This window comes from Pseudomonas sp. NPDC089530, from assembly GCF_050280705.1.
Lineage (GTDB): Bacteria > Pseudomonadota > Gammaproteobacteria > Pseudomonadales > Pseudomonadaceae > Aquipseudomonas.
On the sequence record NZ_JBNNVU010000099.1, the window covers coordinates 1 to 18,503 of the forward strand.

Consider the following 18,503-nt stretch of genomic DNA (forward strand, 5'->3'; position numbering starts at 1 on the left):
GCAACGGGCGGATCGGGAGCTGGTGCCCAGCTGGTTGATTCTCGGCGAAGTGGTCGCCGTGCATATCGCCAAATGGCTGCTCAAGGATGGGGTATACGACACCGCCGCGGCAGAGCCGATTCTGCGCGGCGGCGGACCAGCGGATTATTTCCAGCTGGGGCCGGAGGCCTTGTTCAAGATGTTCCGCCCGGGGGCGGTCAGATAGTTTTCAGGGTGGGGTAGCGTTCAGGATCGGGTAGCGTCCCGGATCAGCTCGCTGCCCAGGTCAACTCGCCGTCCTCGCTCACGTCGATCAACTGCGTAAGCTTCTGCGCGGCAGCCAGGTCGGCGTCGTGGGCGGTCTTGAATTTCTGCTCGTCCAGAACCTTGTGAAAGCGCGGTGCCCCCAAGCCATCCAGGGCCTTGACCGCGATGGCGGCGCTGTAGCCCCCGTCACCCGGAACCACGGCGGAAACCGCTTCGTATGCTGCAAACTCTTTACGTGCCATGTTGCTGATCCTGGCCAATGGAAAGTCGGCCATTCTAAACCCTCAACTGGCCAGCTGGTGTACCCCGGCGCCGTTCAGTTGCGCGTATTCGCCTGCGGCCTGGGCGGCCGAAACATCCTTGAAGGTATGGAAATCCAGACTGTTGACCACCAGGTCCTGGACCAGCTCGGTGAAGATCGCCATGGCCGGCGAACAGAAATAATCGGTCATCGCCTGCTGGCTGCTCCAGAAGCCGCTGACCAGCCACAGGTCGGCGTCGCATTGCGAATGCTGCAAAGCGAACTGCAGGCAGCCTGTGGCCTGGCGGGACGGTTCGATCAGGCTGCTCAGGCGGGCACCCAACTCCGTAGAACGGCCGGCGCGGGCACGAACGAATGCCATGTGGCTGACGGGAATATGCGTGGACATGTGCGACCCTCCCAGGGTGATGTCGAGGCAGCCTTGGGACGGGCTGCGACAGGATCAAAGGTTAAGCGCCCGACGTCACGGCCGTTAGTCGATTCCTGCCGACGCCTTGCACAATCCTGCGAGACTTGCCCGGGAACAGCGGATCCGGCCCTGGACAGGGCAAACACCCACAAGGTTGTTTCAAGCAAGTGACAGCCCATGCACAGGACTCGAAGCCGTTCGTGCGCGCACGCGCGGCAGGATCAGGCAAGATTTGCGCAGGATTCGCCTACCCCTGGCGCTTGCACAAATTTAAGCTGTGCCCCATCGCCATCTTCCCGGAGGAGCCGCCATGCCATTGCTCGAAACACCGCCGCCGCCCCTGGACGCGGAACTGGAAAAACAGCGGGCGGAGCTGGCCGGGATCATCGCTCGCAACACCGCCGAAGACGGCATCTATGCCACGGCGATCCAGTCGCTGTTCGTCTCGCGCCACAGCCAGTCCCGCGATTTCGGCTCGGTGCTGGCCCAGCCGGCGCTGTGCGTCATGGCCCAGGGCCGCAAGGAGGTCCGGCTGGCCGACGAGCAGTTCAACTATGACCCGCTCAACTACCTGGTGGTCTCGGTCTCCATGCCCCTGAGCGGGTGCCTGCCCAATGCCACCCCCGAAGAACCGGTCCTGGCCCTGCGCCTGGATATCGACCCGGCCGAGATCAGCGCGCTGATCGCCGATGCCGGCCCGCTGGGGGTACCGAACCGCCCGATCGGCCGCGGCCTGTATGTGGAACGCCTGGACACGCCGATGCTCGACGCCATCCTGCGCCTGACCCGCCTGCTGGACACGCCCAAGGACATCGCCATGCTCGCGCCGCTGGTCCGCCGGGAGATCCTCTACCGGCTGCTGCGCAGTCCCCAGGGCCATCGGCTGTATGAGATCGCCAGCGCCAACAGCCAGAGCCACCGGGTCAGCCAGGCCATCAAGTGGCTCAACGGCAACTACGAGCAACCGCTGCGCATCGACGACCTGGCCCGGGAAGTGAACCTCAGCGTGTCCACCCTGCACCACCGCTTCAAGGCCATGACCGCCATGAGCCCCCTGCAATACCAGAAGCAACTGCGCCTGCAGGAGGCGCGGCGGCTGATGCTGGCCGAGGGCCTGGAAGCCTCCGCGGCCGGGTATCGGGTCGGCTACGAAAGCCCCTCGCAGTTCAGCCGCGAGTACAGCCGCCAGTTCGGCGCCCCGCCGCTGCGGGACATGGCGCGTCTGCGCAGCAGTGTCTGAGCACCTCTCTGTGCCGGAACAGCCTGGGTCAGCGCGCGCGCACCACGTGCTTGAGCTCCTGGAATGCCTGTAATCCCCAGGGGCCCAGCTCGCGGCCGATGCTGCTCTGCTTGTAGCCGCCCCAGGCGGTCTGCGGAAAGATCACCTGGGGCGCGTTGATCCACACCAGCCCGGCCTGCAACGCATTGGCGACCCGCTCGGCGTTTTGCTCATCGGCGCCGACCACACTGGCCACCAGGCCGAACTCGCTGTCGTTGGCCAGCGCGATGGCCTCGGCCTCGCTGGCGAAACTGCGCACGCAGAGCACCGGGCCGAAGATCTCTTCACGCCACAGCGCACTGTCGAGGGGCACTTCAGTGAAGATCGTCGGCCGCAGGAAATAGCCCCGCGGGAGTTCCGCCGGGCGCGCGCCACCGCACACCAGCCGGGCCCCGGCATTCAGGCCGCGGTCGATATGCCCCAGTACCCGCTGGTATTGCGCCTGGTTGACCAGGGCCCCCATTTCCACCTGCGGATCGAACGGGTCCGCCACCCGGATCGCTTCGGCCCGAGCCTTGAGGCGCAGGAGAAATTCGTCCGCCAACTCGTCCGCGACCAGCACCCGGCTGGTGGCGGAGCACATCTGCCCGGCATTGAAAAAGCCGCCGCCGCAGGCCAGCTCCACCGCCAGCTCCAGGTCGGCATCGGCCAGCACCAGCAGCGAAGACTTGCCGCCCAGCTCCAGGCTCACGCCCTTGACCGTCTCCGCCGCGCGCTGCATGACCTGGACCCCCACCGCATTGCTGCCGGTAAAGGAAATCTTCGCCACCCGCGGATCCGCCGCCAGCGGTGCGCCCACTGCCAGACCAGTGCCGCAGACCAGGTTGAACACGCCCTGGGGCAAGCCGCTTTGGGCAATGATCGCCGCCAGTTCCAGTTCCGGCAGCGGCGTCACTTCCGAGGGCTTGAGCACCACGCTGCAACCGGCGGCCAGGGCCGGCGCGAGCTTCCAGGCGGTGGTGACCATCGGGAAGTTCCACGGCACGATCAGGCCGACCACGCCACAAGGCTCGCGTCGCACCCGGGCGCTGAAATCGTCGCTGGGCAGCGGCACGTCGCGGTCTTGCGCGGCGTCCAGGCCTTCGGCCAGCCCCGCGTAATAGTCGAAGGTGGCGATCACGTCGTCGACGTCGATGGCCGCTTCGAATCGGGGCTTGCCGTTGTTGCTCGATTGCAGATGCATCAGGCGCTCGCGGCGTTCGGCGACCCCGGCGGCGATCCGGCGCAACACCGCGCCACGCTCGGCACCGCTGGTGGCGGCCCACTGGGCGAGCCCGGCCTGGGCGGCGGCCACCGCCCGCTCGACGCTGTGCCGATCGCCGCCGCCGACCAGCGCCAGCGGCTCTTCGGTGGCCGGGTTGATCACCGGCAACAGCTCGCTGCCTGTATGCCACTGACCGTCGATGTACACACCGTTCAACAAGATTGCCTGGCTCATGCTTGCACCGCCTGCATCCAGCGGGCCTGGTCGATCTCGATCAGGGTCGGCCCCTGACGATCGCTGGCCGCGCGCAGGGCCTGGCGCAAGCCGGCGACGCTGTCGACGGCCTCGGCGGCGCAACCCAGGGCCTTGGCCACGCCGATGAAGTCCGGCGTGTAGATGTCCACGCCCACCGGCTCGATGGCGCGGTTGACCATGTATTTCTTGATCTCCTCGTAGCCCTGGTTATTCCACAGCAGCACGATGACCGGCGTGCGCGCCTCCACCGCGCTGGCCAGTTCCGCCAGGGTGAACTGCAAGCCGCCATCGCCGATCAGGCAGGCCACCGGCCGCCGCCCATGGCGCTCGGAGGCGCCGCCCAGCCAGGCGCCGATGGCCGCCGGCAAGGCATAGCCGAGGGTGCCGTAGCCGGTGGAGGCGTTGAACCAGCGCCGTGGATGCTCGGGGTTGAAGGTCAGGTTGCCGCTGTACACCGGCTGCGTGGAGTCGCCGACCATGACGATCTCCGGCAGCTCATCCACCACGGTTTCGAGGAACAGGGTCTGCGCCCGGGTCGGTGCGTCCCACTGCTGGTCCAGCTCGTCGCGCAAGGCCGCGGCACGGGCCGCGCCCCAGGCGCTGTCGCGCTCGCCCAGGGGCTGTCGGGCCAGCTCGGCCAGCAAGGCTTCGCTCGCCGTGCGGGCATCGGCCACCAGCGCCACTTTCGGCGGGTAGTTGCGCACGGTCTGGTCCGGGTCGATGTCGATGCGCAGCAAGGCGCCGGGAATCTCGAAGCCGCCGGCGAAGGTCACGTCGTAGTCGGTCTCGGCCAGCTCGGTGCCGATGGCCAGGACCACGTCGGCATCGGCCACCAGGGCGCGGGTCGCCACCAGGGTCTGGGTCGAACCGATCAGCAGCGGATGTCGCGACGGCAGCATGCCCTTGGCATTGATGGTCAGGGCCACCGGCGCTTGCAGCAACTCGGCGAGTTGGGTCAGGGGCACAGCGGCATCGATCGCGCCGCCACCGGCGAGGATCAACGGACGCCGGGCACCCGCCAGCAACTGGCTCATCCGTGCAATGGCAGCGGGCGCGGCGCCGGCGCGAGCGATGCTCACCGGCTCGCTGGCGAGCAGTTCGTCGGCCTCCTCCACCAGCACGTCCAGGGGGATTTCAATGTGCACCGGGCGCGGCCGACCGGCCTGGAACAAGGCGAAGGCCCGGGCCAGGACAGCCGGCAGTTCCGCCGCGGACATCAAGGTGTGGGAGAACGCCGCCACGCCGCCCACCAGGGCGCCCTGGTTCGGCAGCTCATGCAGCTTGCCGCGCCCACCGCCGAGCTGGCTGCGGGACTGCACGCTGGAGATCACCAGCATCGGAATCGAGTCGGCGTAGGCCTGGCCCATGGCGGTGGTGATGTTGGTCATCCCCGGGCCGGTAATGATGAAGCACACCCCCGGCTTGCCGCTGGTGCGGGCATAACCATCGGCCATGAAACCGGCGCCCTGCTCATGCCGCGGCGTGACATGGGCGATGCGCGAACGGGCCAGCCCGCGATACAGCTCGACGGTGTGCACCCCCGGAATGCCGAACACCTGCTCGACCCCATAACCTTCGAGTAACTTGACCAGTACTTCGCCGCACGTCGCCATGTCTTGCCCTTCTTGTTCGCTTGAGACGGTGTGCCTGGTTAGCCGATGCAGGGCCAGGCACGGGGAAAGCGTCATTGGAACGGGCGGCGTATAGCCGGAACAATGGATAAAAAGTCATACTAGCCATGTCCTCACGTCATGCCTTGGCCGCCCATGAAACGCCTCCCGCCCCTGCCCGCGCTGCACACCTTTCTGATCACCGCACGCTGCTGCAACTTCACCCACGCGGCTGCGCAGTTGCACATCACCCAGGGCGCGGTGAGCCGGCAGATCGCCGGGCTGGAGAGTCATCTGGGCTATGCCTTGTTCCAGCGCCAGGCCCGCGGCCTGAGCCTGACCGCCGAAGGCCGGGACTGGTTGCCACGGGTGGAACAGGTGTTCGGCCTGATCAGCGAAACGGTGGAACAGGTCGGCGGCCAGCGCGACACCCTGCAACTCAAGGCCTCCACCTGCGTGATGCGCTGGCTGCTGCCACGCCTGCTGCAATGGCAGAAAGAACGTCCGGACGTGCCCGTGCGGCTGACCACCACGGTGCAGCACGGGGTGGACTTCAGCCGCGAGCCATTCGATGCCGCAGTGATTTACGGAGCACCGCCGCCCGCCACCCTTGACGCCTATCACCTGTTCGACGAACAACTGACGCCGGTGTGCTCGCCCGCGTTGCTGGAAGGGGCGCTACCGCTCAAGACCCCGTCCGACCTGCAACAGCACATGCTGCTGCACCCGACCCTGGATACCCATGACTGGAAGACCTGGCTGAAAGCCTCGGGGACGGTGCTGAACAACATCGGCAAGGGCCAGCATTTCGAAACCCTGGACCTGGCGATGTCGGTCGCGGCCCAAGGCACGGGCGTGGCGATTGGCGACTGGGCCTTGATCGGCGAAGACCTGAGCGCCGGACGGCTGGTCATGCCTTTTGCCCTGAAGGTGCGCACGGGCCTGGGCTACTACCTGGTCCACCCCGAGCGTTCGGCGCCATCGCCGCAGTTGCGGGCATTGCTGGACTGGTTGGTGGAACAGGCCCGGACACGTCCCTTGTAGCCGCTGCCACAGGCTGCGACTACAAGGCTACGGGTGGATCAGTAACCGACGGTGAAACGCTGGCGGGAGTGCTTCGGCGTTTCCAGCTCGTCGATCAGGGCGATGGCGTAGTCGGCGAAGGTGATCCAGCTCTTGCCTTCGGCGCTCACCAGCAGATGGTCCTGGCCCAGGCGGAACGTGCCGCTGCGCTCGCCTTCGACGAATTCCGCCGACGGCGACAGGAAGGTCCAGTCCAGTTCCTGCTCCTGACGCAGGGCATCGAGGAACACGGCGCCGGCACTGGCTTCAGGTTTGTATTCAGCCGGAAAGCCCGGCGCGTCGATCACCCGGCTGCCGTCGGGCAACAGCAGCGAACCGGCCCCGCCCACCACCAGCAGGCGCTTGACCCCGGCCTTTTTCACCGGGTCGATCACGGCATGGGCCGGGATGGTGGAAAAGTGCGCCGCGCTGATCACCACGTCGTGACCGGCGACCGCCGCCTGCAATGCCGCGCTGTCCAGCACGTCGACCGCCTGGCTCGTCACACCGGCGCGGTTGCCGATTTTCGCCGGGTTACGGGCAATCGCGGTGACGCTGTGACCGCGACGCAGGGCTTCTTCCAGCAGTTGGCTACCGGCACGACCAGTGGCACCAATGATTGCGATCTTGCTCATGACAGTTCTCCAGTTCCGATAAGTGACACAAAGCCTTACAGGGATCGCCCCCGCGCCAGGCGCGGGGACGGTCGAATCACCACTTCATTTCGCCCTTGGCGACCTTGGCGCTCAGCTCCAGGGAGCTGTCTTCGCCCAGGTCCGGGTAACGCTTTTTCATCGCCGCGATCAGGGCCGCGGAATCCTTGGCCTTGGCAGTTTCTTCATCGAAAGCCTTGATGTAGTCGGCGGTGAAGCGCACCGGGGCCAGGGAGCGGGCGCTGTCGCCCAGGTAATGGCCCGGCACCACGGTCTTGGGTTTCAGCGCGGCGATGCTGTCCAGGGTGGTCAGCCAGTCCTTGTGGGATTGCGCGGTCTGGGTGTCGGCCATCCACACATGGATGTTTTCCGCCACTACCACGCCACCGACCACCGCCTTGATCGAAGGGATCCAGACGAAGGTGCGGTCCGGCTGCTTGCCGTCCAGGCCGATGATGTCCAGCTTCTGCCCTTCCAGGGTCAGGCTGTCACCCTTGAGCACCTCTGGAACGATGGTCTTGGCCGGAACGTCGGCGCCCATTTTCGGGCCCCAGAACGCGACCTTGCCTTCGACCGTGGCCTTGATGTGCTCGACGGTCGGCTGCGACGCCACGACCTTGGCCTTGGGGAACGCCTGGGTGATGGTGTCCAGGCCGAAGTAGTAATCCGGGTCGCCGTGGCTGATGTAGATGGTGGTCAGCTGCTTGCCGCTGGCGCGGATTTTCTGCACCAGTTGCTCGGCCTGGGACTTGCCGAACTGCGCGTCCACCAGGATCGCGTCCTGCTTGCCGCTGACCAGTACCGAGGTCACCGGGAAGATCGCCGCGGTGCCCGGGTTGTACACGTCCAGCGTGAGGGCCGGCTCGACGGCGGCGGCATGGGCGGCGAAACCCAGGGTGGCGGTCGCCAGCAACAGGCGCTTGAGAGAGGTGAATCCGATCATGTGCAGCTCCGGTGGTCTGTGGGCCGTCAGTGGCCATGGCTCAGTGAAGGTGGCGCAGTGAAGATGGATGCAAGCTTAGTTGCCGCACTCGTTACAAAAAATGCGATGCTTGGACATAGTTTGTTTCTGAAAGCGGGCAAATCATGGATCGTCTTCAAGCAATGCGCGTCTTCGTCACCGTGGTCGATCTCGGCAGCCAGTCGGCCGCCGCGGACCATCTGGACCTCTCGCGGCCGGTGGTGTCGCGTTATCTGGCGGAGCTGGAGGACTGGGTCGGCGCCCGCCTGATGCACCGCACCACCCGCAAGCTGAGCCTGACCGCGGCGGGCACGGAAATCCTCCCCCGCTGCCGGCAGATGCTCGAGTTGTCGACGGACATGCAGGCCGCCGTCAGCGAACCCGACGACGCCCCTCGCGGCCTGCTGCGCATCAGCGTCAGCACTTCGTTCGGCCAGGCGCAACTGGCGGAAGCCATGGCCGTCTACGTCAAGCGCTACCCGGGCGTCAGCATCGACCTGCAGATGCTCGACCGCACGGTGAACCTGGTGGACGAGCGCATCGACCTGGCGATCCGCACCAGCAACGACCTGGACCCGAACCTGATCGCCCGGCGGCTGACCGTCTGCCGCTCGGTGATCTGCGCCTCCCCGGCCTATCTGCGCGAGCACCCGGCGCCGCAGCGGGTCGAGGAACTCAGCCAGCACAACTGCCTGACCCACTCCTACTTCGGCAAGAGCCTGTGGCATTTCGAGCAGGACGGCGAACAGGTTTCGGTTCCAGTGCAGGGCAATATCAGCGCCAACGAAGCCAGCACCCTGTTGCGCGCGGCCATGGCCGGGGCCGGCGTGGCGATGCTGCCCAGCTACCAGGCCGGGGTGCATATCCACAGCGGCGAACTGGTGCGCCTGCTGCCCCGGGCCGAGCCCCGGCAAATGAACATGTACGCGGTCTACGCCTCGCGCAAGCACATGCCGGCGGCGCTGCGCAGCATGCTGGATTTCCTGGTGCTGCGTTTCCCCGAGGAACCGGAGTGGGACAAGGGGCTTTAAGGCCCGATAAGAGCGCTGAATGCCCCGTCAACACGGGGCCCCGCGACATGGCAAGCGACCCTGGCTGACCTATGCTGATAACAGCACCCCCACAAGCGCAGGGAGGCTCGTTCAGAGGTGATTGCCATGCGCGTCAAGACCCGAAGATACCTGGCCATTTTCATCACCTGCACCGCGACCCTGGCGCTCTACGGAACCGCGGCCTACCGCGTCGAACAGGCCCGGCAGCAGCCCCATGTCTACGCCAGCTGCAACGCCGACCAATGCATCCCGCACAACGCCACCCTCAACTCCCTGAAGTGATTCGGGCGCGGCCTCAGTGTTCGTGTTCGGTCTTCAAGCGATCGCGGAAGGCCTTGGGTGAGATCCCGACCCGGCGCCGGAACAGCCGGGTGAAGTTGGTGGGATCGGAAAACCCCAGGACGTCGGAAATCTCATAGATGGTCATGCTGGTGTAGGTCAGCAGGCGCTTGGCCTCCAGCAGCTGGCGCTCATGCATGATCTGCAGCGCCGGCTGGCCCGCCAGCTCCCGGCAGGTGCCGTTGAGGTGGGACACGGAAATCCCCAGCTTGTGCGCCAGGTCCTCGACCTTCACATGCTCGCGGTAGTGGGTTTCCACCAGCTGGATATAGCCGTTGAAATACTCCCGGGCCCGCTGCGGCCGCTGGCTGGCGCTGCGGCGGCGGATCGCCTGCCGGCTGACCCAGACCATGATCACGCTGACCAGCGAATGCATGAGCATTTCCCGCGCCGGCTCGCGCCCCTGGTATTCGTTCTGCAAGGCGGCGAACAGGCTGTTCAGGTAGTCGCCATCAGCGCCCGCCGGGTAGCTCTCGGCCACGGCCAGGGCATTCACCGAGTGCCCGAGCTGGGATTGCAGGTGGCTCATCAAGGGCGCCGCCAGGGACACCACATAACCGTCGATGTCCTCGGAAAAACGAAAGCCATGCACCGACAAGGGCGGCAGGATCTGCAACGCCGACTCCCCCAGCAACGTGCGTTGGCCTTCGATCTCCAGTTCCGCCTGCCCGCGATGCACGTACAGCAGCTGGCACAGGTCGGCATGGCGATGCGGCTTGATTTCCCACTGATGCTCGCGGCTGCGCTTGGAAATGGTCTCGCAGTGCAGCAGGTCCGGCGTCGGCCAGTCCAGGCCTTCCCCATAAAGTTTGAACACCGGAATCGAAGGCAGGGCTGGCTTATTCATAACTGCAATCCAGGACTCTGGGTGGCGGGCGATAATCGCCCCGATTGGTGAAATGAACAGGTATCGGCTCAGTTTTCACCTTCAACTGACAGCTTCACAAGTGAAAAATGCCCGCACTCGAAACATAAAAATCACTCAGCGAACCTGTTCGCGTGAAGCTTGCGAGTCATAACAACAATGAAAACCCTGAAAACTCAAGTCGCCATCATCGGCGCCGGCCCCTCCGGATTGCTGCTCGGCCAACTGCTGCACCAAGCCGGTATCGACACCCTGATCCTCGAACGCCAAACCCCTGACTACGTACTCGGACGCATCCGTGCCGGGGTGCTGGAACAGGGCATGGTCGACCTCCTGCGCCAGGCCGGCGTCAGCCAGCGCATGGACGCCGAAGGCCTGGTGCACGGCGGCTTCGAACTGGCCCTCGATGGCCGTCGGGTGGCCATCGACCTGCACGCCCTCACCGGCGGCAAGAACGTGATGATCTACGGCCAGACCGAAGTCACCCGCGACCTGATGCAGGCCCGCCAGGCCGTCGGCGCCCGGACCCTGTACCAGGCCGACGACGTGCGCCCCCACGACCTGCAGAGCGACCGCCCCTACCTGACCTTCGATTACCAGGGCGAGCCCCATCGCCTGGACTGCGACTACATCGCCGGCTGCGACGGTTTCCACGGGGTCGCCCGGCAGTCGATCCCGGCCGAGAAACTGAAGGTCTTCGAGCGCGTCTACCCGTTCGGCTGGCTGGGCATTCTCGCCGACACTCCGCCGGTCCACGACGAACTGGTGTACGCCCGCCACGAGCGCGGCTTTGCCCTGTGCAGCATGCGCTCGACCACCCGCACCCGCTATTACCTGCAGGTGCCGGCGGACGAGAACGTCGCGGACTGGTCCGATCAGCGCTTCTGGGACGAACTCAAGAGACGCCTGCCCGAGGACCTGGCCGAGCGCCTGGTGACCGGCCCGTCGCTGGAGAAAAGCATCGCGCCGCTGCGCAGTTTCGTGGTCGAACCGATGCAATACGGGCGCCTGTTCCTGGTCGGCGACGCCGCGCACATCGTCCCGCCCACCGGCGCCAAGGGCCTGAACCTGGCCGCCAGCGATGTCAGCACCCTGTTCAACATCCTGCTCAAGGTCTATCGCGAGCAGCGCACCGACCTGCTGCCCAAGTACTCGGAAATCTGCCTGCGGCGGATCTGGAAGGCCGAGCGCTTCTCCTGGTGGATGACCTCGATGCTGCACCGCTTCCCGGGTTCCGACGACTTCAGCCAACGCATCGCCGAATCGGAGCTTGAGTACTTCGTCGACTCCGAGGCCGGGCGCAGGACCATCGCGGAAAATTACGTCGGGCTTCCTTATGAGGCTATCGAGTAGGGGCCTATCGAGTACACTGGCAAGCCTTCCCGCTCGCCTTGCTCCTTGCGGGTCAATCACTGCCCGCAGGTTCTTTCGTGACCCAACCCAACCCGCCCGGCCAGCCCAAACCGGCTCTGCGCAGCGTGCTGATCGCCCTGATGCTGGCGATCTTCCTCGGCGCCCTGGACCAGACCATAGTCGCGGTCTCCATGCCCGCCATCTCCGCGCAATTCAAGGACGTCAGCCTGCTGGCCTGGGTGATTTCCGGCTACATGGTGGCGATGACGGTGGCGGTGCCGATCTACGGCAAGCTCGGCGATCTTTATGGCCGGCGCAAACTGATGCTGTTCGGCCTCGGCCTGTTCACCCTGGCGTCGCTGTTCTGTGGCCTGGCCCAAAGCATGGAGCAACTGGTGCTGGCCAGGATCTTCCAGGGCGTCGGCGCCGGCGGGATGATTTCCGTCAGCCAGGCGATCATTGGCGATATCGTCCCGCCCCGCGAGCGCGGCCGTTACCAGGGTTACTTCAGCAGCATGTACGCGGTGGCCAGTGTCGCCGGCCCGGTGCTCGGCGGCTACATGACCCAATACCTGTCCTGGCGCTGGGTGTTCCTGATCAACCTGCCCCTGGGCCTGGGGGCCTGGCTTATCGCCAGGCGCAATCTGCGGGGGCTGCCGATTCCGCAGCGCAAACCGATCATCGACTACCTCGGCACGCTGCTGATGATCGTCGGCCTGACCGCCCTGCTGCTGGCGATCACCCGCTTCGGCCAGGGCCACCCTTGGCGCAGCCCCGAGGTGGCGGGTCTGCTGGCCTGCGCGGCCATCGTCCTGGCGCTGTTCACCTGGCATGAACGACGCACGCAGGAACCCTTGCTGCCCATGCACCTGTTCGCCAATCGCAACGCCCTGCTGTGCTGGTGCACGGTGTTCTTCACCAGCTTCCAGGCCCTCTCGCTGGTGGTGCTGATGCCGCTGCGCTTCCAGAGTGTCACCGGCGCCGGCGCCGACAGCGCGGCGCTGCACCTGCTGCCCCTGGCCATCGGCCTGCCGATCGGCGCCTACTGCGCCGGGCGCCTGACCTCGGTGACCGGTCGCTACCAACCGATGATTCTCGGGGGCGCCCTGTTGATGCCACTGGCCACTCTCGGCATGGCCTTCAGCCCGCCCCAGGCGGTGCTGCAGAGCAGCCTGTTCATGCTGCTCTGCGGAATCGCCTCCGGCATGCAGTTCCCGACCTCCCTGGTGGGCAGCCAGAACTCGGTGGAGCAACGGGACATCGGCGTCGCCACCAGCACCACCAACCTGTTTCGCTCCCTGGGCGGCGCGGTGGGTGTGGCGCTGATGTCGGCGCTGCTGCTGAGCCTGTTGCAGGACTCCAGCTTCGCCCACTTGAGCGGTTCGATGCTGATCGGCGAAGGCCCGTCGAGCAATGTGTTGCTCGACAGCCTGAACGCTGCCCCCGGCCCGGAGCAGCAGGCCTTGCGCGCCGAGCTGCAGTTGACCTTCAGGCACTTGCTGCTGGTCAGCGCGGCGGTGTCGTTGCTGGGGCTGGCGGCGGCGCTGGCAATGCCCAATGCGCAACTGCGGGGGCGTGAGGAGAAACTCAAGTAGAGGTATCTGCGCGCCTGCGCAACATCCGTGTTCCAGCAGGCGCAAGCCGATTCGCGATCGGCGTCACGGGCTGTAGTACCCCACCGCCACCAGGAAGTGCCCGACCTTACGCAGGTAGGCGTGCTTGTCTTCTACCTTGGCGGTCACCGGGTTCTTCCAGCGGTAGGGGTATTCGCCCTGGTCCTGCTTGGCCATCAGCGCCAGGATCGGCTCGCCCACCGGCTTGCCGTCCGGGTCCCTGACCTTGCCGAAGTCGGTATTGATCAGCCGCAGATTGGTGCCGTGGGCCACATAGCGCTGGTTGTCCAGGTCGACCACGAACACATACAGATCGTCCTGCAGGAAGCCGCCCTTGAGCGAGTTGATCGCCGTCAGCGTGCCCTTCTCGTCCTTGACCAGCGCGCTCGCCGCCTTGTCCAGCAACGCCCTGGCCTGCTCGGCGGAGGCCCGCGGCAGGTAATAGCCGACCGCGAGAATCCGCTCGCCGACCCGCTGGTAATACACATGCTTGCGCTCGACCTTGCCGTCGGCCCAGTTCTGCCAACGGTATTCGGCTTGCTGGATGCCGTTGCCCTCGGGAATTTTCAGCGCATCCTTGAAGGCCTTTTGCAGGTCCGGCCCGAGGACTTCCGACACATCGCGGCCGATCAGCACCGACGAGGGCCCGCCGCTGGCCAGCATCACGCCCTGGGTGTCGACCACGAACACATAACGGTCCTGGTCGACGAACTCGCCCTGCCGGCTGAAGGCGGCGAAGGCCTTGTCCCCCTGGTCGTGGTAATAGGCCAGGGCTTCTTTCAGCAAGGCCTTGGCCGCCGTGGCATCGTCCGCCGCCTGCACCTGACCGCCCCAGACCATCAGCCACCACCCCAGCAGCGCGGCGTTAAGCAATCCCCTCATGGTGCGTCCCTCGTTCTTGTTGGTGTTTCAAGAGCGTAGACGGCCGAGGGTTATGGTCGAGTATTCAGGCAAAGCGCACAGGCGGGAGAACAGCCGCGGCCTTCCCACGTCGCTCGCGGGAAGGCCGCCAGGCTCAGGGACGGTTATTGAGCTGCTGTTGCAGGTTCTGGATCTGGCTCTGCAGGGTATTGATGTTGCGGGTGACCTGGCCGCGGAAGGCGTCGAACTCGGCGGTGTTGGTGCCCCCCTGAGCGGCGGCGGGACGATTGTCCTGCTGGCTCTTGAGCACGATCAGGTCCTGCTCCAGACGCTCGATGGCGGCGCTCGGGTTGCCCTGTTTTTTCAGAGTGGCCAACTCGGCGTTCAGGCTCTTGAACTGGGCATCGACCTTGCTGGTGTCGGCCGGTGCGCTTTTCAGCGCGGCCAGCTCGCCGCTCAAGGCTTTCACCTGGGCCTGCAACTGGCTATTGGCCGCCTGTTGTTCAGTGGCCTGGGCGGTCATCTGGGCCAGACGCTTGTCCAGGTCCGTGGCCTGCCCGGCCACGCCCTGTTGCTGCTTGTTCTGGTCCTGCAGCCGGCCTTCCAGCTGCTTGAGCTGCAGCTTCAAGGCTTCGCTGTCGCTGTTGACGCTGGACTGGCTGGCCACCACCTTGCCGGAAATATCCTGCAGGCGCCCCGCGGCTTCTTCGCTGATGCGGGCAAAACTTTCCTGGGTCGCGACCAGTTGCTGCTCCATCAAAGAGATCTGCTGGAAGCTCCACCAGGCCAGGCCGGCAAAGGCGAAGAACAAGGCGCCGACCAGCGCCCAGAGCGGCCCGGCATTCGGCGCCTTGGCCTTGGCGGCCGGCACGCTGCGCGCATGGACCGACGTACGCTCGCGGCCACCGACGGTGGTCGGGAAATCGTCGTCGAGGGTGTCGGCGCGCAGGCTTGGAACATCGTCGAAGTCGTCGTTGGCATCGTTACGCATGGGGCAACCTTTATGAACCGCGGTGATAGCTGAATGCAGCGAGTATAAACCGCTAACCCGCCGCACTCATCGACACTGAACCCGGGACTCGGTTCAGTGTGGGGTTTCAGCCTATGTCCTGGGCCTTCCACCAGCCGCAGAATTCATCCAGCGCCGTCCACAGGCTGACCTTCGGTTCGTAGTCCAGGTAATGGCGGGCGCGGCTGATATCCAGGGTGAAGTTCTTGTTCATCACCTGCATGCCCAGGCGCGACAGGGTCGGTTCCGGACGGCCCGGCCAGAGCTTGCAGAAACCTTCGTTGAGCGCCGCCACGCTATAGGCCAGGCCAAAGGAACGGTAGCGTGTGACCTGGGGCACGCCCATCTGGCGCATCACATAGTTCACCACGTCCCACAGCGGCACCGGCGCGCCATTACTGATGTTATAGGCCTTGCCCAGGGCCGATCCGTTGGCCAGCAACGCGCTGAGCAACGCTTCGTTGAGGTTCTGCACACTGGTGAAGTCGACCTTGTTCAGGCCGTTGCCGACGATCGCCAGGCGCCCCTTGCGCTGCATCTTCAACAGCCGCGGGAAAATGCTCATGTCGCCGGCGCCGGTGACAAAGCGCGGGCGCAGCGCCAGCACTTCCAGGCCGAACTCCTGGGCGCCGAACACCTTCTGCTCGGCCAGGTACTTGGTGGCGGCATAAGGATGCTTGAAGCGCTTGGGCACCTGTTCCTCGGTCAGCCCCAGATGATCGCGACCGTCGAAATAGATCGACGGCGACGACAGGTGCACCAGGCGCCGGACATTGCGCTTGAGGCAGGCCTCGACCACGTTTTCCGTGACCAGCACGTTGCCCTGGTGGAAGTCCTGGTAACGCCCCCAGAGGCCCACCGATCCGGCGCAGTGCACCACGGCGTCGATATCGCGGCACAGGTCGCGGACCAGCTCCCCATCGCTCAAGTCACCCTGGACGAACTCGGCCCCACGCCGCACCAGATGCTCGACACCTTCGGCCCGACGCCCGTTGACCCGCACATCCAGGCCCTGCTCAAGGGCAAAACGCGCGAAGCGTCCACCAATGAAGCCGCTTGCGCCGGTGACCAGAATTTTCATGACTTGCTCCTAGAAATACCCTTACCCACTACCGACGCTTCACCGGCAGCTTGATGCTTGACGCTTATGGCTGCTGCAACGGCACCAGCCATTGCGCCGAAGAACGGGCCAGATGCTCGGTGAGCAGGCCCAGCAGTTGGCCACCATTGCGCCAATGATGCCAGTACAGCGGTACATCGATCGGCTTATCGGGCAACAGCTCCACCAACACACCCCGCTCCAGTTGTTCGCGCACCTGCAATTCGGGCAACAGCCCCCAGCCCAGACCGGCCTCGGTCAAGCGAATGAAACCCTCAGACGACGGGCACAAGTGATGCTCGAAAGCACCATCCACCCCCAGCGCCGCCAGGTAGCGATGCTGCAGAAAATCGTCCGGGCCGAACACCAGGGCCGGCGTGCGGGCCAGGCGTTCGGCTTGCACCCCCTGCGGAAAATGCCGCGCCAGGAACGCCGGACTGGCCAGGGCACGGTAGCGCATGGCGCCCAGCAACACGCTGCGGGCCCCCGCCACCGGCCGCTCGCTGGCGCAGACACAGGCCGCCACTTCCCCGGCCCGCATGCGCTTGAGGCCCACGGTCTGGTCTTCGACGACCAGGTCCAGCAGCAGGTGCTGCTCGGCGCAGAAGTCGCCCACCGCCTCGGCCCACCAAGTGGCCAGACTGTCGGCGTTGAGGGCGATGCGCAGGCGCTCTGGCAAACCCTCCTCATCCAGGGCCGGCACCTGGCTCTGCAGGTCGCGTTCGAGCAGGCGCACCTGTTGCACATGGTTGAGCAGGCGCCGGCCGATTTCCGTCGGCGCCGGTGGCGTGATCCGCACCAGCACCGGCTGGCCGATCCGCGCCTCGAGCAGCTTGATCCGCTGGGAAATGGCCGACTGCGACAAGCCCAGCACCTGGGCGGCGCGCTCGAATCCAGCCTGTTCAATCACCGCGGCCAGGGCGGACAGCAATTTATAGTCGAACATCAGTTTCCCTAATGAGCGATCAGCAATATTGGTTTTTCTTATACAGCCTGGGACCGGAAAATAGCCAGCATGCTTTCTTGTTCAAGGACCTTTTCCATGGCTGGCGAAACCTCCCTCGATACCCTGCTGCGCAGCATGAGCCCGCAGCTCAACCCCGGCGACTACGTGTTCTGTTCCATCGCCGATCGCGCGCTGCTCGACGGCACCGAGGCCCTGGGCAGCTTTCGCGAACAGGAAGGACTCACGGTGATCCTCGAACGCCAGCAGGCCGAGCGGCTGGGGCTGGGTTTCGACTATGTCGCGGCCTGGATCACCCTCAACGTGCACTCGGCCCTGGAAGCGGTCGGCCTGACCGCCGCGTTCGCCAGCGCCCTGGGCCAGGCCGGGATCAGTTGCAACGTGATCGCCGGCTACTACCACGATCATTTGTTTGTCGGGCAGGCCGATGCCGAGCGCGCCATGGCCGTGTTGCGGCAACTGGCGGCAGGCGAGGAGTAAGGACTATGTGGCAAAGCTACGTGAACGGGCTGCTGGTGGCGGCCGGACTGATCATGGCGATCGGCAGCCAGAATGCCTTTGTCCTGGCCCAGAGCCTGCGACGCGAACACCACCTGCCGGTGGCCGTGCTGTGCGTGACCTGCGACGCCTTGCTGGTGGCGGCCGGGGTCTTCGGCCTGGCTACGGTACTGGCACAGAACCCGACACTGCTGGCGTTTGCCCGCTGGGGCGGCGCCACCTTCCTGATCTGGTACGGCAGCCAGGCCTTGCGTCGCGCCTGTTCGAAACAGAGCCTGCAGCAGGGCGAGAACCAGACCGTGCGCTCGCTGCGCGCGGTATTGCTCAGCGCCCTGGCGGTGACCCTGCTCAACCCCCACGTGTACCTGGACACCGTGCTGCTGATCGGTTCGCTCGGGGCACAGCAGACCGAACCCGGCGCCTATGTGATCGGCGCGGCCAGCGCTTCGCTGCTGTGGTTCTTCACCCTGGCCCTTGGCGCCGCCTGGCTCGCACCGTGGCTGGCGCGCCCGAGCACCTGGCGCATTCTCGACCTGCTGGTGGCTGTGATGATGTTCAGCGTGGCGCTGCAACTCATCACCGCCACATGATGATTGCGAAAGGCTCTGGAACCTCTATCCCACACAGTTGTTGCGTGGTTATGCCGCACCCCCGGTGCTATGATCCGAACCCTGCGCCGCAAAGAGTACAAACTCCCCGGCGCTTGTCTGGCCGCCCGTGATCGGCCTTGCGCTCACCGCAACTGACCTGATTAGGAGAATCATCATGGCTTTCGAATTGCCGCCGCTGCCTTACGCACACGATGCCCTGCAGCCGCACATTTCCAAGGAAACCCATGCCGCGCGCAACTGGAGCGGGTGCTGGACAACCTGATCGACAACGCCCTGCGGCATACCCCCCGGGGCGGCT

The 18,503-nt window shown here is 65.5% G+C and carries 19 protein-coding genes and 2 pseudogenes; 10 read left to right on the forward strand and 11 right to left on the reverse strand.

The window, feature by feature from the left end; genetic code table 11:
* Positions 1–205: pseudogene (locus ACQKQA_RS25740) on the forward strand (flavin reductase family protein); the annotation flags it as partial.
* Positions 206–248: 43 nt separating this feature from the next.
* Here ACQKQA_RS25740 and ACQKQA_RS25745 read toward each other — a convergent pair.
* Positions 249–521, reverse strand: a complete 273-nt coding sequence (locus ACQKQA_RS25745; RefSeq protein WP_427563814.1) for a hypothetical protein — start codon at positions 519–521, stop codon at positions 249–251.
* A 9-nt stretch (positions 522–530) separates the two neighbouring features.
* Entirely contained in the window at positions 531–896 is a 366-nt protein-coding gene (locus ACQKQA_RS25750) for an antibiotic biosynthesis monooxygenase family protein (RefSeq protein WP_427563816.1), read from the reverse strand.
* A gap of 331 nt (positions 897–1,227) precedes the next feature.
* On the opposite strand from ACQKQA_RS25750, the gene ACQKQA_RS25755 reads away from it, so the two are divergent.
* A complete protein-coding gene (locus ACQKQA_RS25755; RefSeq protein ID WP_427563817.1) occupies positions 1,228–2,157 on the forward strand; it encodes an AraC family transcriptional regulator N-terminal domain-containing protein in 930 nt (309 codons plus the stop codon).
* A 28-nt stretch (positions 2,158–2,185) separates the two neighbouring features.
* Here ACQKQA_RS25755 and ACQKQA_RS25760 read toward each other — a convergent pair whose 3' ends face one another.
* A complete protein-coding gene (locus ACQKQA_RS25760; protein ID WP_427563819.1) occupies positions 2,186–3,634 on the reverse strand; it encodes an aldehyde dehydrogenase family protein in 1,449 nt (482 codons plus the stop codon).
* A complete protein-coding gene (locus tag ACQKQA_RS25765; protein ID WP_427563821.1) occupies positions 3,631–5,268 on the reverse strand; it encodes a 5-guanidino-2-oxopentanoate decarboxylase in 1,638 nt (545 codons plus the stop codon). The genes ACQKQA_RS25760 and ACQKQA_RS25765 overlap by 4 nt, the downstream gene beginning before the upstream one ends.
* A gap of 153 nt (positions 5,269–5,421) precedes the next feature.
* On the opposite strand from ACQKQA_RS25765, the gene ACQKQA_RS25770 reads away from it, so the two are divergent.
* Positions 5,422–6,309, forward strand: coding sequence for a LysR substrate-binding domain-containing protein (locus tag ACQKQA_RS25770; RefSeq protein ID WP_427563823.1), 888 nt, complete (start codon positions 5,422–5,424; stop codon positions 6,307–6,309).
* 38 nt (positions 6,310–6,347) lie between these two features.
* On the opposite strand, the gene ACQKQA_RS25775 is transcribed toward ACQKQA_RS25770, so the two are convergent.
* Both ACQKQA_RS25775 and ACQKQA_RS25780 read right to left on the reverse strand, forming a co-directional pair.
* On the reverse strand, positions 6,348–6,962 hold the full coding sequence (locus ACQKQA_RS25775) for an NAD(P)-dependent oxidoreductase (RefSeq protein ID WP_427563824.1): 615 nt from the start codon (positions 6,960–6,962) through the stop codon (positions 6,348–6,350).
* 76 nt (positions 6,963–7,038) lie between these two features.
* Positions 7,039–7,923 (reverse strand): MBL fold metallo-hydrolase, encoded by an 885-nt coding sequence (locus ACQKQA_RS25780; protein ID WP_427563825.1) that lies wholly within the window; start codon positions 7,921–7,923, stop codon positions 7,039–7,041.
* A gap of 143 nt (positions 7,924–8,066) precedes the next feature.
* On the opposite strand from ACQKQA_RS25780, the gene ACQKQA_RS25785 reads away from it, so the two are divergent.
* The gene (locus ACQKQA_RS25785) at positions 8,067–8,972 is read left to right on the forward strand and encodes a LysR family transcriptional regulator (RefSeq protein ID WP_427563827.1); all 906 of its coding nucleotides are present in this window, start codon (positions 8,067–8,069) and stop codon (positions 8,970–8,972) included.
* 126 nt (positions 8,973–9,098) lie between these two features.
* A complete protein-coding gene (locus ACQKQA_RS25790) occupies positions 9,099–9,275 on the forward strand; it encodes a hypothetical protein (RefSeq protein ID WP_427563828.1) in 177 nt (58 codons plus the stop codon).
* A gap of 13 nt (positions 9,276–9,288) precedes the next feature.
* Here ACQKQA_RS25790 and ACQKQA_RS25795 read toward each other — a convergent pair whose 3' ends face one another.
* On the reverse strand, positions 9,289–10,179 hold the full coding sequence (locus ACQKQA_RS25795; protein ID WP_427563830.1) for a helix-turn-helix domain-containing protein: 891 nt from the start codon (positions 10,177–10,179) through the stop codon (positions 9,289–9,291).
* 186 nt (positions 10,180–10,365) lie between these two features.
* Between ACQKQA_RS25795 and pobA the strand changes: the two genes are divergently transcribed.
* Complete coding sequence (gene pobA, locus ACQKQA_RS25800) at positions 10,366–11,550, forward strand: 4-hydroxybenzoate 3-monooxygenase (protein WP_427563843.1); 1,185 nt, start codon at positions 10,366–10,368, stop codon at positions 11,548–11,550.
* A gap of 77 nt (positions 11,551–11,627) precedes the next feature.
* Complete coding sequence (locus ACQKQA_RS25805; protein ID WP_427563832.1) at positions 11,628–13,145, forward strand: MDR family MFS transporter; 1,518 nt, start codon at positions 11,628–11,630, stop codon at positions 13,143–13,145.
* A 63-nt stretch (positions 13,146–13,208) separates the two neighbouring features.
* On the opposite strand, the gene ACQKQA_RS25810 is transcribed toward ACQKQA_RS25805, so the two are convergent.
* The 4 genes from ACQKQA_RS25810 to ACQKQA_RS25825 form a co-directional block, all read right to left on the reverse strand.
* Positions 13,209–14,045 carry a cache domain-containing protein gene (locus ACQKQA_RS25810; RefSeq protein ID WP_427563833.1) on the reverse strand — a complete coding sequence of 279 codons (837 nt, stop codon included), beginning with the start codon at positions 14,043–14,045 and terminating at the stop codon, positions 13,209–13,211.
* Between the two features lie 133 nt (positions 14,046–14,178).
* Complete coding sequence (locus ACQKQA_RS25815; RefSeq protein WP_427563834.1) at positions 14,179–15,015, reverse strand: ATPase; 837 nt, start codon at positions 15,013–15,015, stop codon at positions 14,179–14,181.
* Between the two features lie 106 nt (positions 15,016–15,121).
* The gene (locus tag ACQKQA_RS25820) at positions 15,122–16,114 is read right to left on the reverse strand and encodes an NAD-dependent epimerase/dehydratase family protein (protein ID WP_427563836.1); all 993 of its coding nucleotides are present in this window, start codon (positions 16,112–16,114) and stop codon (positions 15,122–15,124) included.
* Between the two features lie 64 nt (positions 16,115–16,178).
* A complete protein-coding gene (locus ACQKQA_RS25825) occupies positions 16,179–17,078 on the reverse strand; it encodes a LysR family transcriptional regulator ArgP (protein WP_427563838.1) in 900 nt (299 codons plus the stop codon).
* A 96-nt stretch (positions 17,079–17,174) separates the two neighbouring features.
* On the opposite strand from ACQKQA_RS25825, the gene ACQKQA_RS25830 reads away from it, so the two are divergent.
* From ACQKQA_RS25830 to ACQKQA_RS25840, 3 genes and pseudogenes are all read left to right on the forward strand, one after another.
* Positions 17,175–17,576 (forward strand): ACT domain-containing protein, encoded by a 402-nt coding sequence (locus ACQKQA_RS25830; protein WP_427563840.1) that lies wholly within the window; start codon positions 17,175–17,177, stop codon positions 17,574–17,576.
* 5 nt (positions 17,577–17,581) lie between these two features.
* Positions 17,582–18,184: a LysE/ArgO family amino acid transporter gene (locus tag ACQKQA_RS25835; protein WP_427563841.1), complete on the forward strand. Its 603-nt coding sequence runs from the start codon at positions 17,582–17,584 to the stop codon at positions 18,182–18,184.
* A 175-nt stretch (positions 18,185–18,359) separates the two neighbouring features.
* Positions 18,360–18,428, forward strand: a pseudogene (locus ACQKQA_RS25840) (superoxide dismutase [Fe]); the annotation flags it as partial.
* Between the last annotated feature and the right edge of the window lie 75 nt (positions 18,429–18,503).

Excerpts from the sequence above, each read along its gene's own strand:
- ACQKQA_RS25815 (WP_427563834.1), bottom strand. The coding sequence starts at position 15,015 with ATGCGTAACGATGCCAACGACGACTTCGACGATGTTCCAAGCCTGCGC.
- ACQKQA_RS25780 (WP_427563825.1), bottom strand. The coding sequence starts at position 7,923 with ATGATCGGATTCACCTCTCTCAAGCGCCTGTTGCTGGCGACCGCCACC.
- ACQKQA_RS25770 (WP_427563823.1), top strand. The coding sequence starts at position 5,422 with ATGAAACGCCTCCCGCCCCTGCCCGCGCTGCACACCTTTCTGATCACC.
- ACQKQA_RS25750 (WP_427563816.1), bottom strand. The coding sequence starts at position 896 with ATGTCCACGCATATTCCCGTCAGCCACATGGCATTCGTTCGTGCCCGC.
- ACQKQA_RS25785 (WP_427563827.1), top strand. The coding sequence starts at position 8,067 with ATGGATCGTCTTCAAGCAATGCGCGTCTTCGTCACCGTGGTCGATCTC.
- ACQKQA_RS25745 (WP_427563814.1), bottom strand. The coding sequence starts at position 521 with ATGGCCGACTTTCCATTGGCCAGGATCAGCAACATGGCACGTAAAGAG.
- ACQKQA_RS25760 (WP_427563819.1), bottom strand. The coding sequence starts at position 3,634 with ATGAGCCAGGCAATCTTGTTGAACGGTGTGTACATCGACGGTCAGTGG.
- ACQKQA_RS25775 (WP_427563824.1), bottom strand. The coding sequence starts at position 6,962 with ATGAGCAAGATCGCAATCATTGGTGCCACTGGTCGTGCCGGTAGCCAA.
- ACQKQA_RS25755 (WP_427563817.1), top strand. The coding sequence starts at position 1,228 with ATGCCATTGCTCGAAACACCGCCGCCGCCCCTGGACGCGGAACTGGAA.
- ACQKQA_RS25810 (WP_427563833.1), bottom strand. The coding sequence starts at position 14,045 with ATGAGGGGATTGCTTAACGCCGCGCTGCTGGGGTGGTGGCTGATGGTC.
- ACQKQA_RS25835 (WP_427563841.1), top strand. The coding sequence starts at position 17,582 with ATGTGGCAAAGCTACGTGAACGGGCTGCTGGTGGCGGCCGGACTGATC.
- ACQKQA_RS25820 (WP_427563836.1), bottom strand. The coding sequence starts at position 16,114 with ATGAAAATTCTGGTCACCGGCGCAAGCGGCTTCATTGGTGGACGCTTC.
- ACQKQA_RS25765 (WP_427563821.1), bottom strand. The coding sequence starts at position 5,268 with ATGGCGACGTGCGGCGAAGTACTGGTCAAGTTACTCGAAGGTTATGGG.
- ACQKQA_RS25790 (WP_427563828.1), top strand. The coding sequence starts at position 9,099 with ATGCGCGTCAAGACCCGAAGATACCTGGCCATTTTCATCACCTGCACC.
- ACQKQA_RS25825 (WP_427563838.1), bottom strand. The coding sequence starts at position 17,078 with ATGTTCGACTATAAATTGCTGTCCGCCCTGGCCGCGGTGATTGAACAG.
- ACQKQA_RS25795 (WP_427563830.1), bottom strand. The coding sequence starts at position 10,179 with ATGAATAAGCCAGCCCTGCCTTCGATTCCGGTGTTCAAACTTTATGGG.
- ACQKQA_RS25830 (WP_427563840.1), top strand. The coding sequence starts at position 17,175 with ATGGCTGGCGAAACCTCCCTCGATACCCTGCTGCGCAGCATGAGCCCG.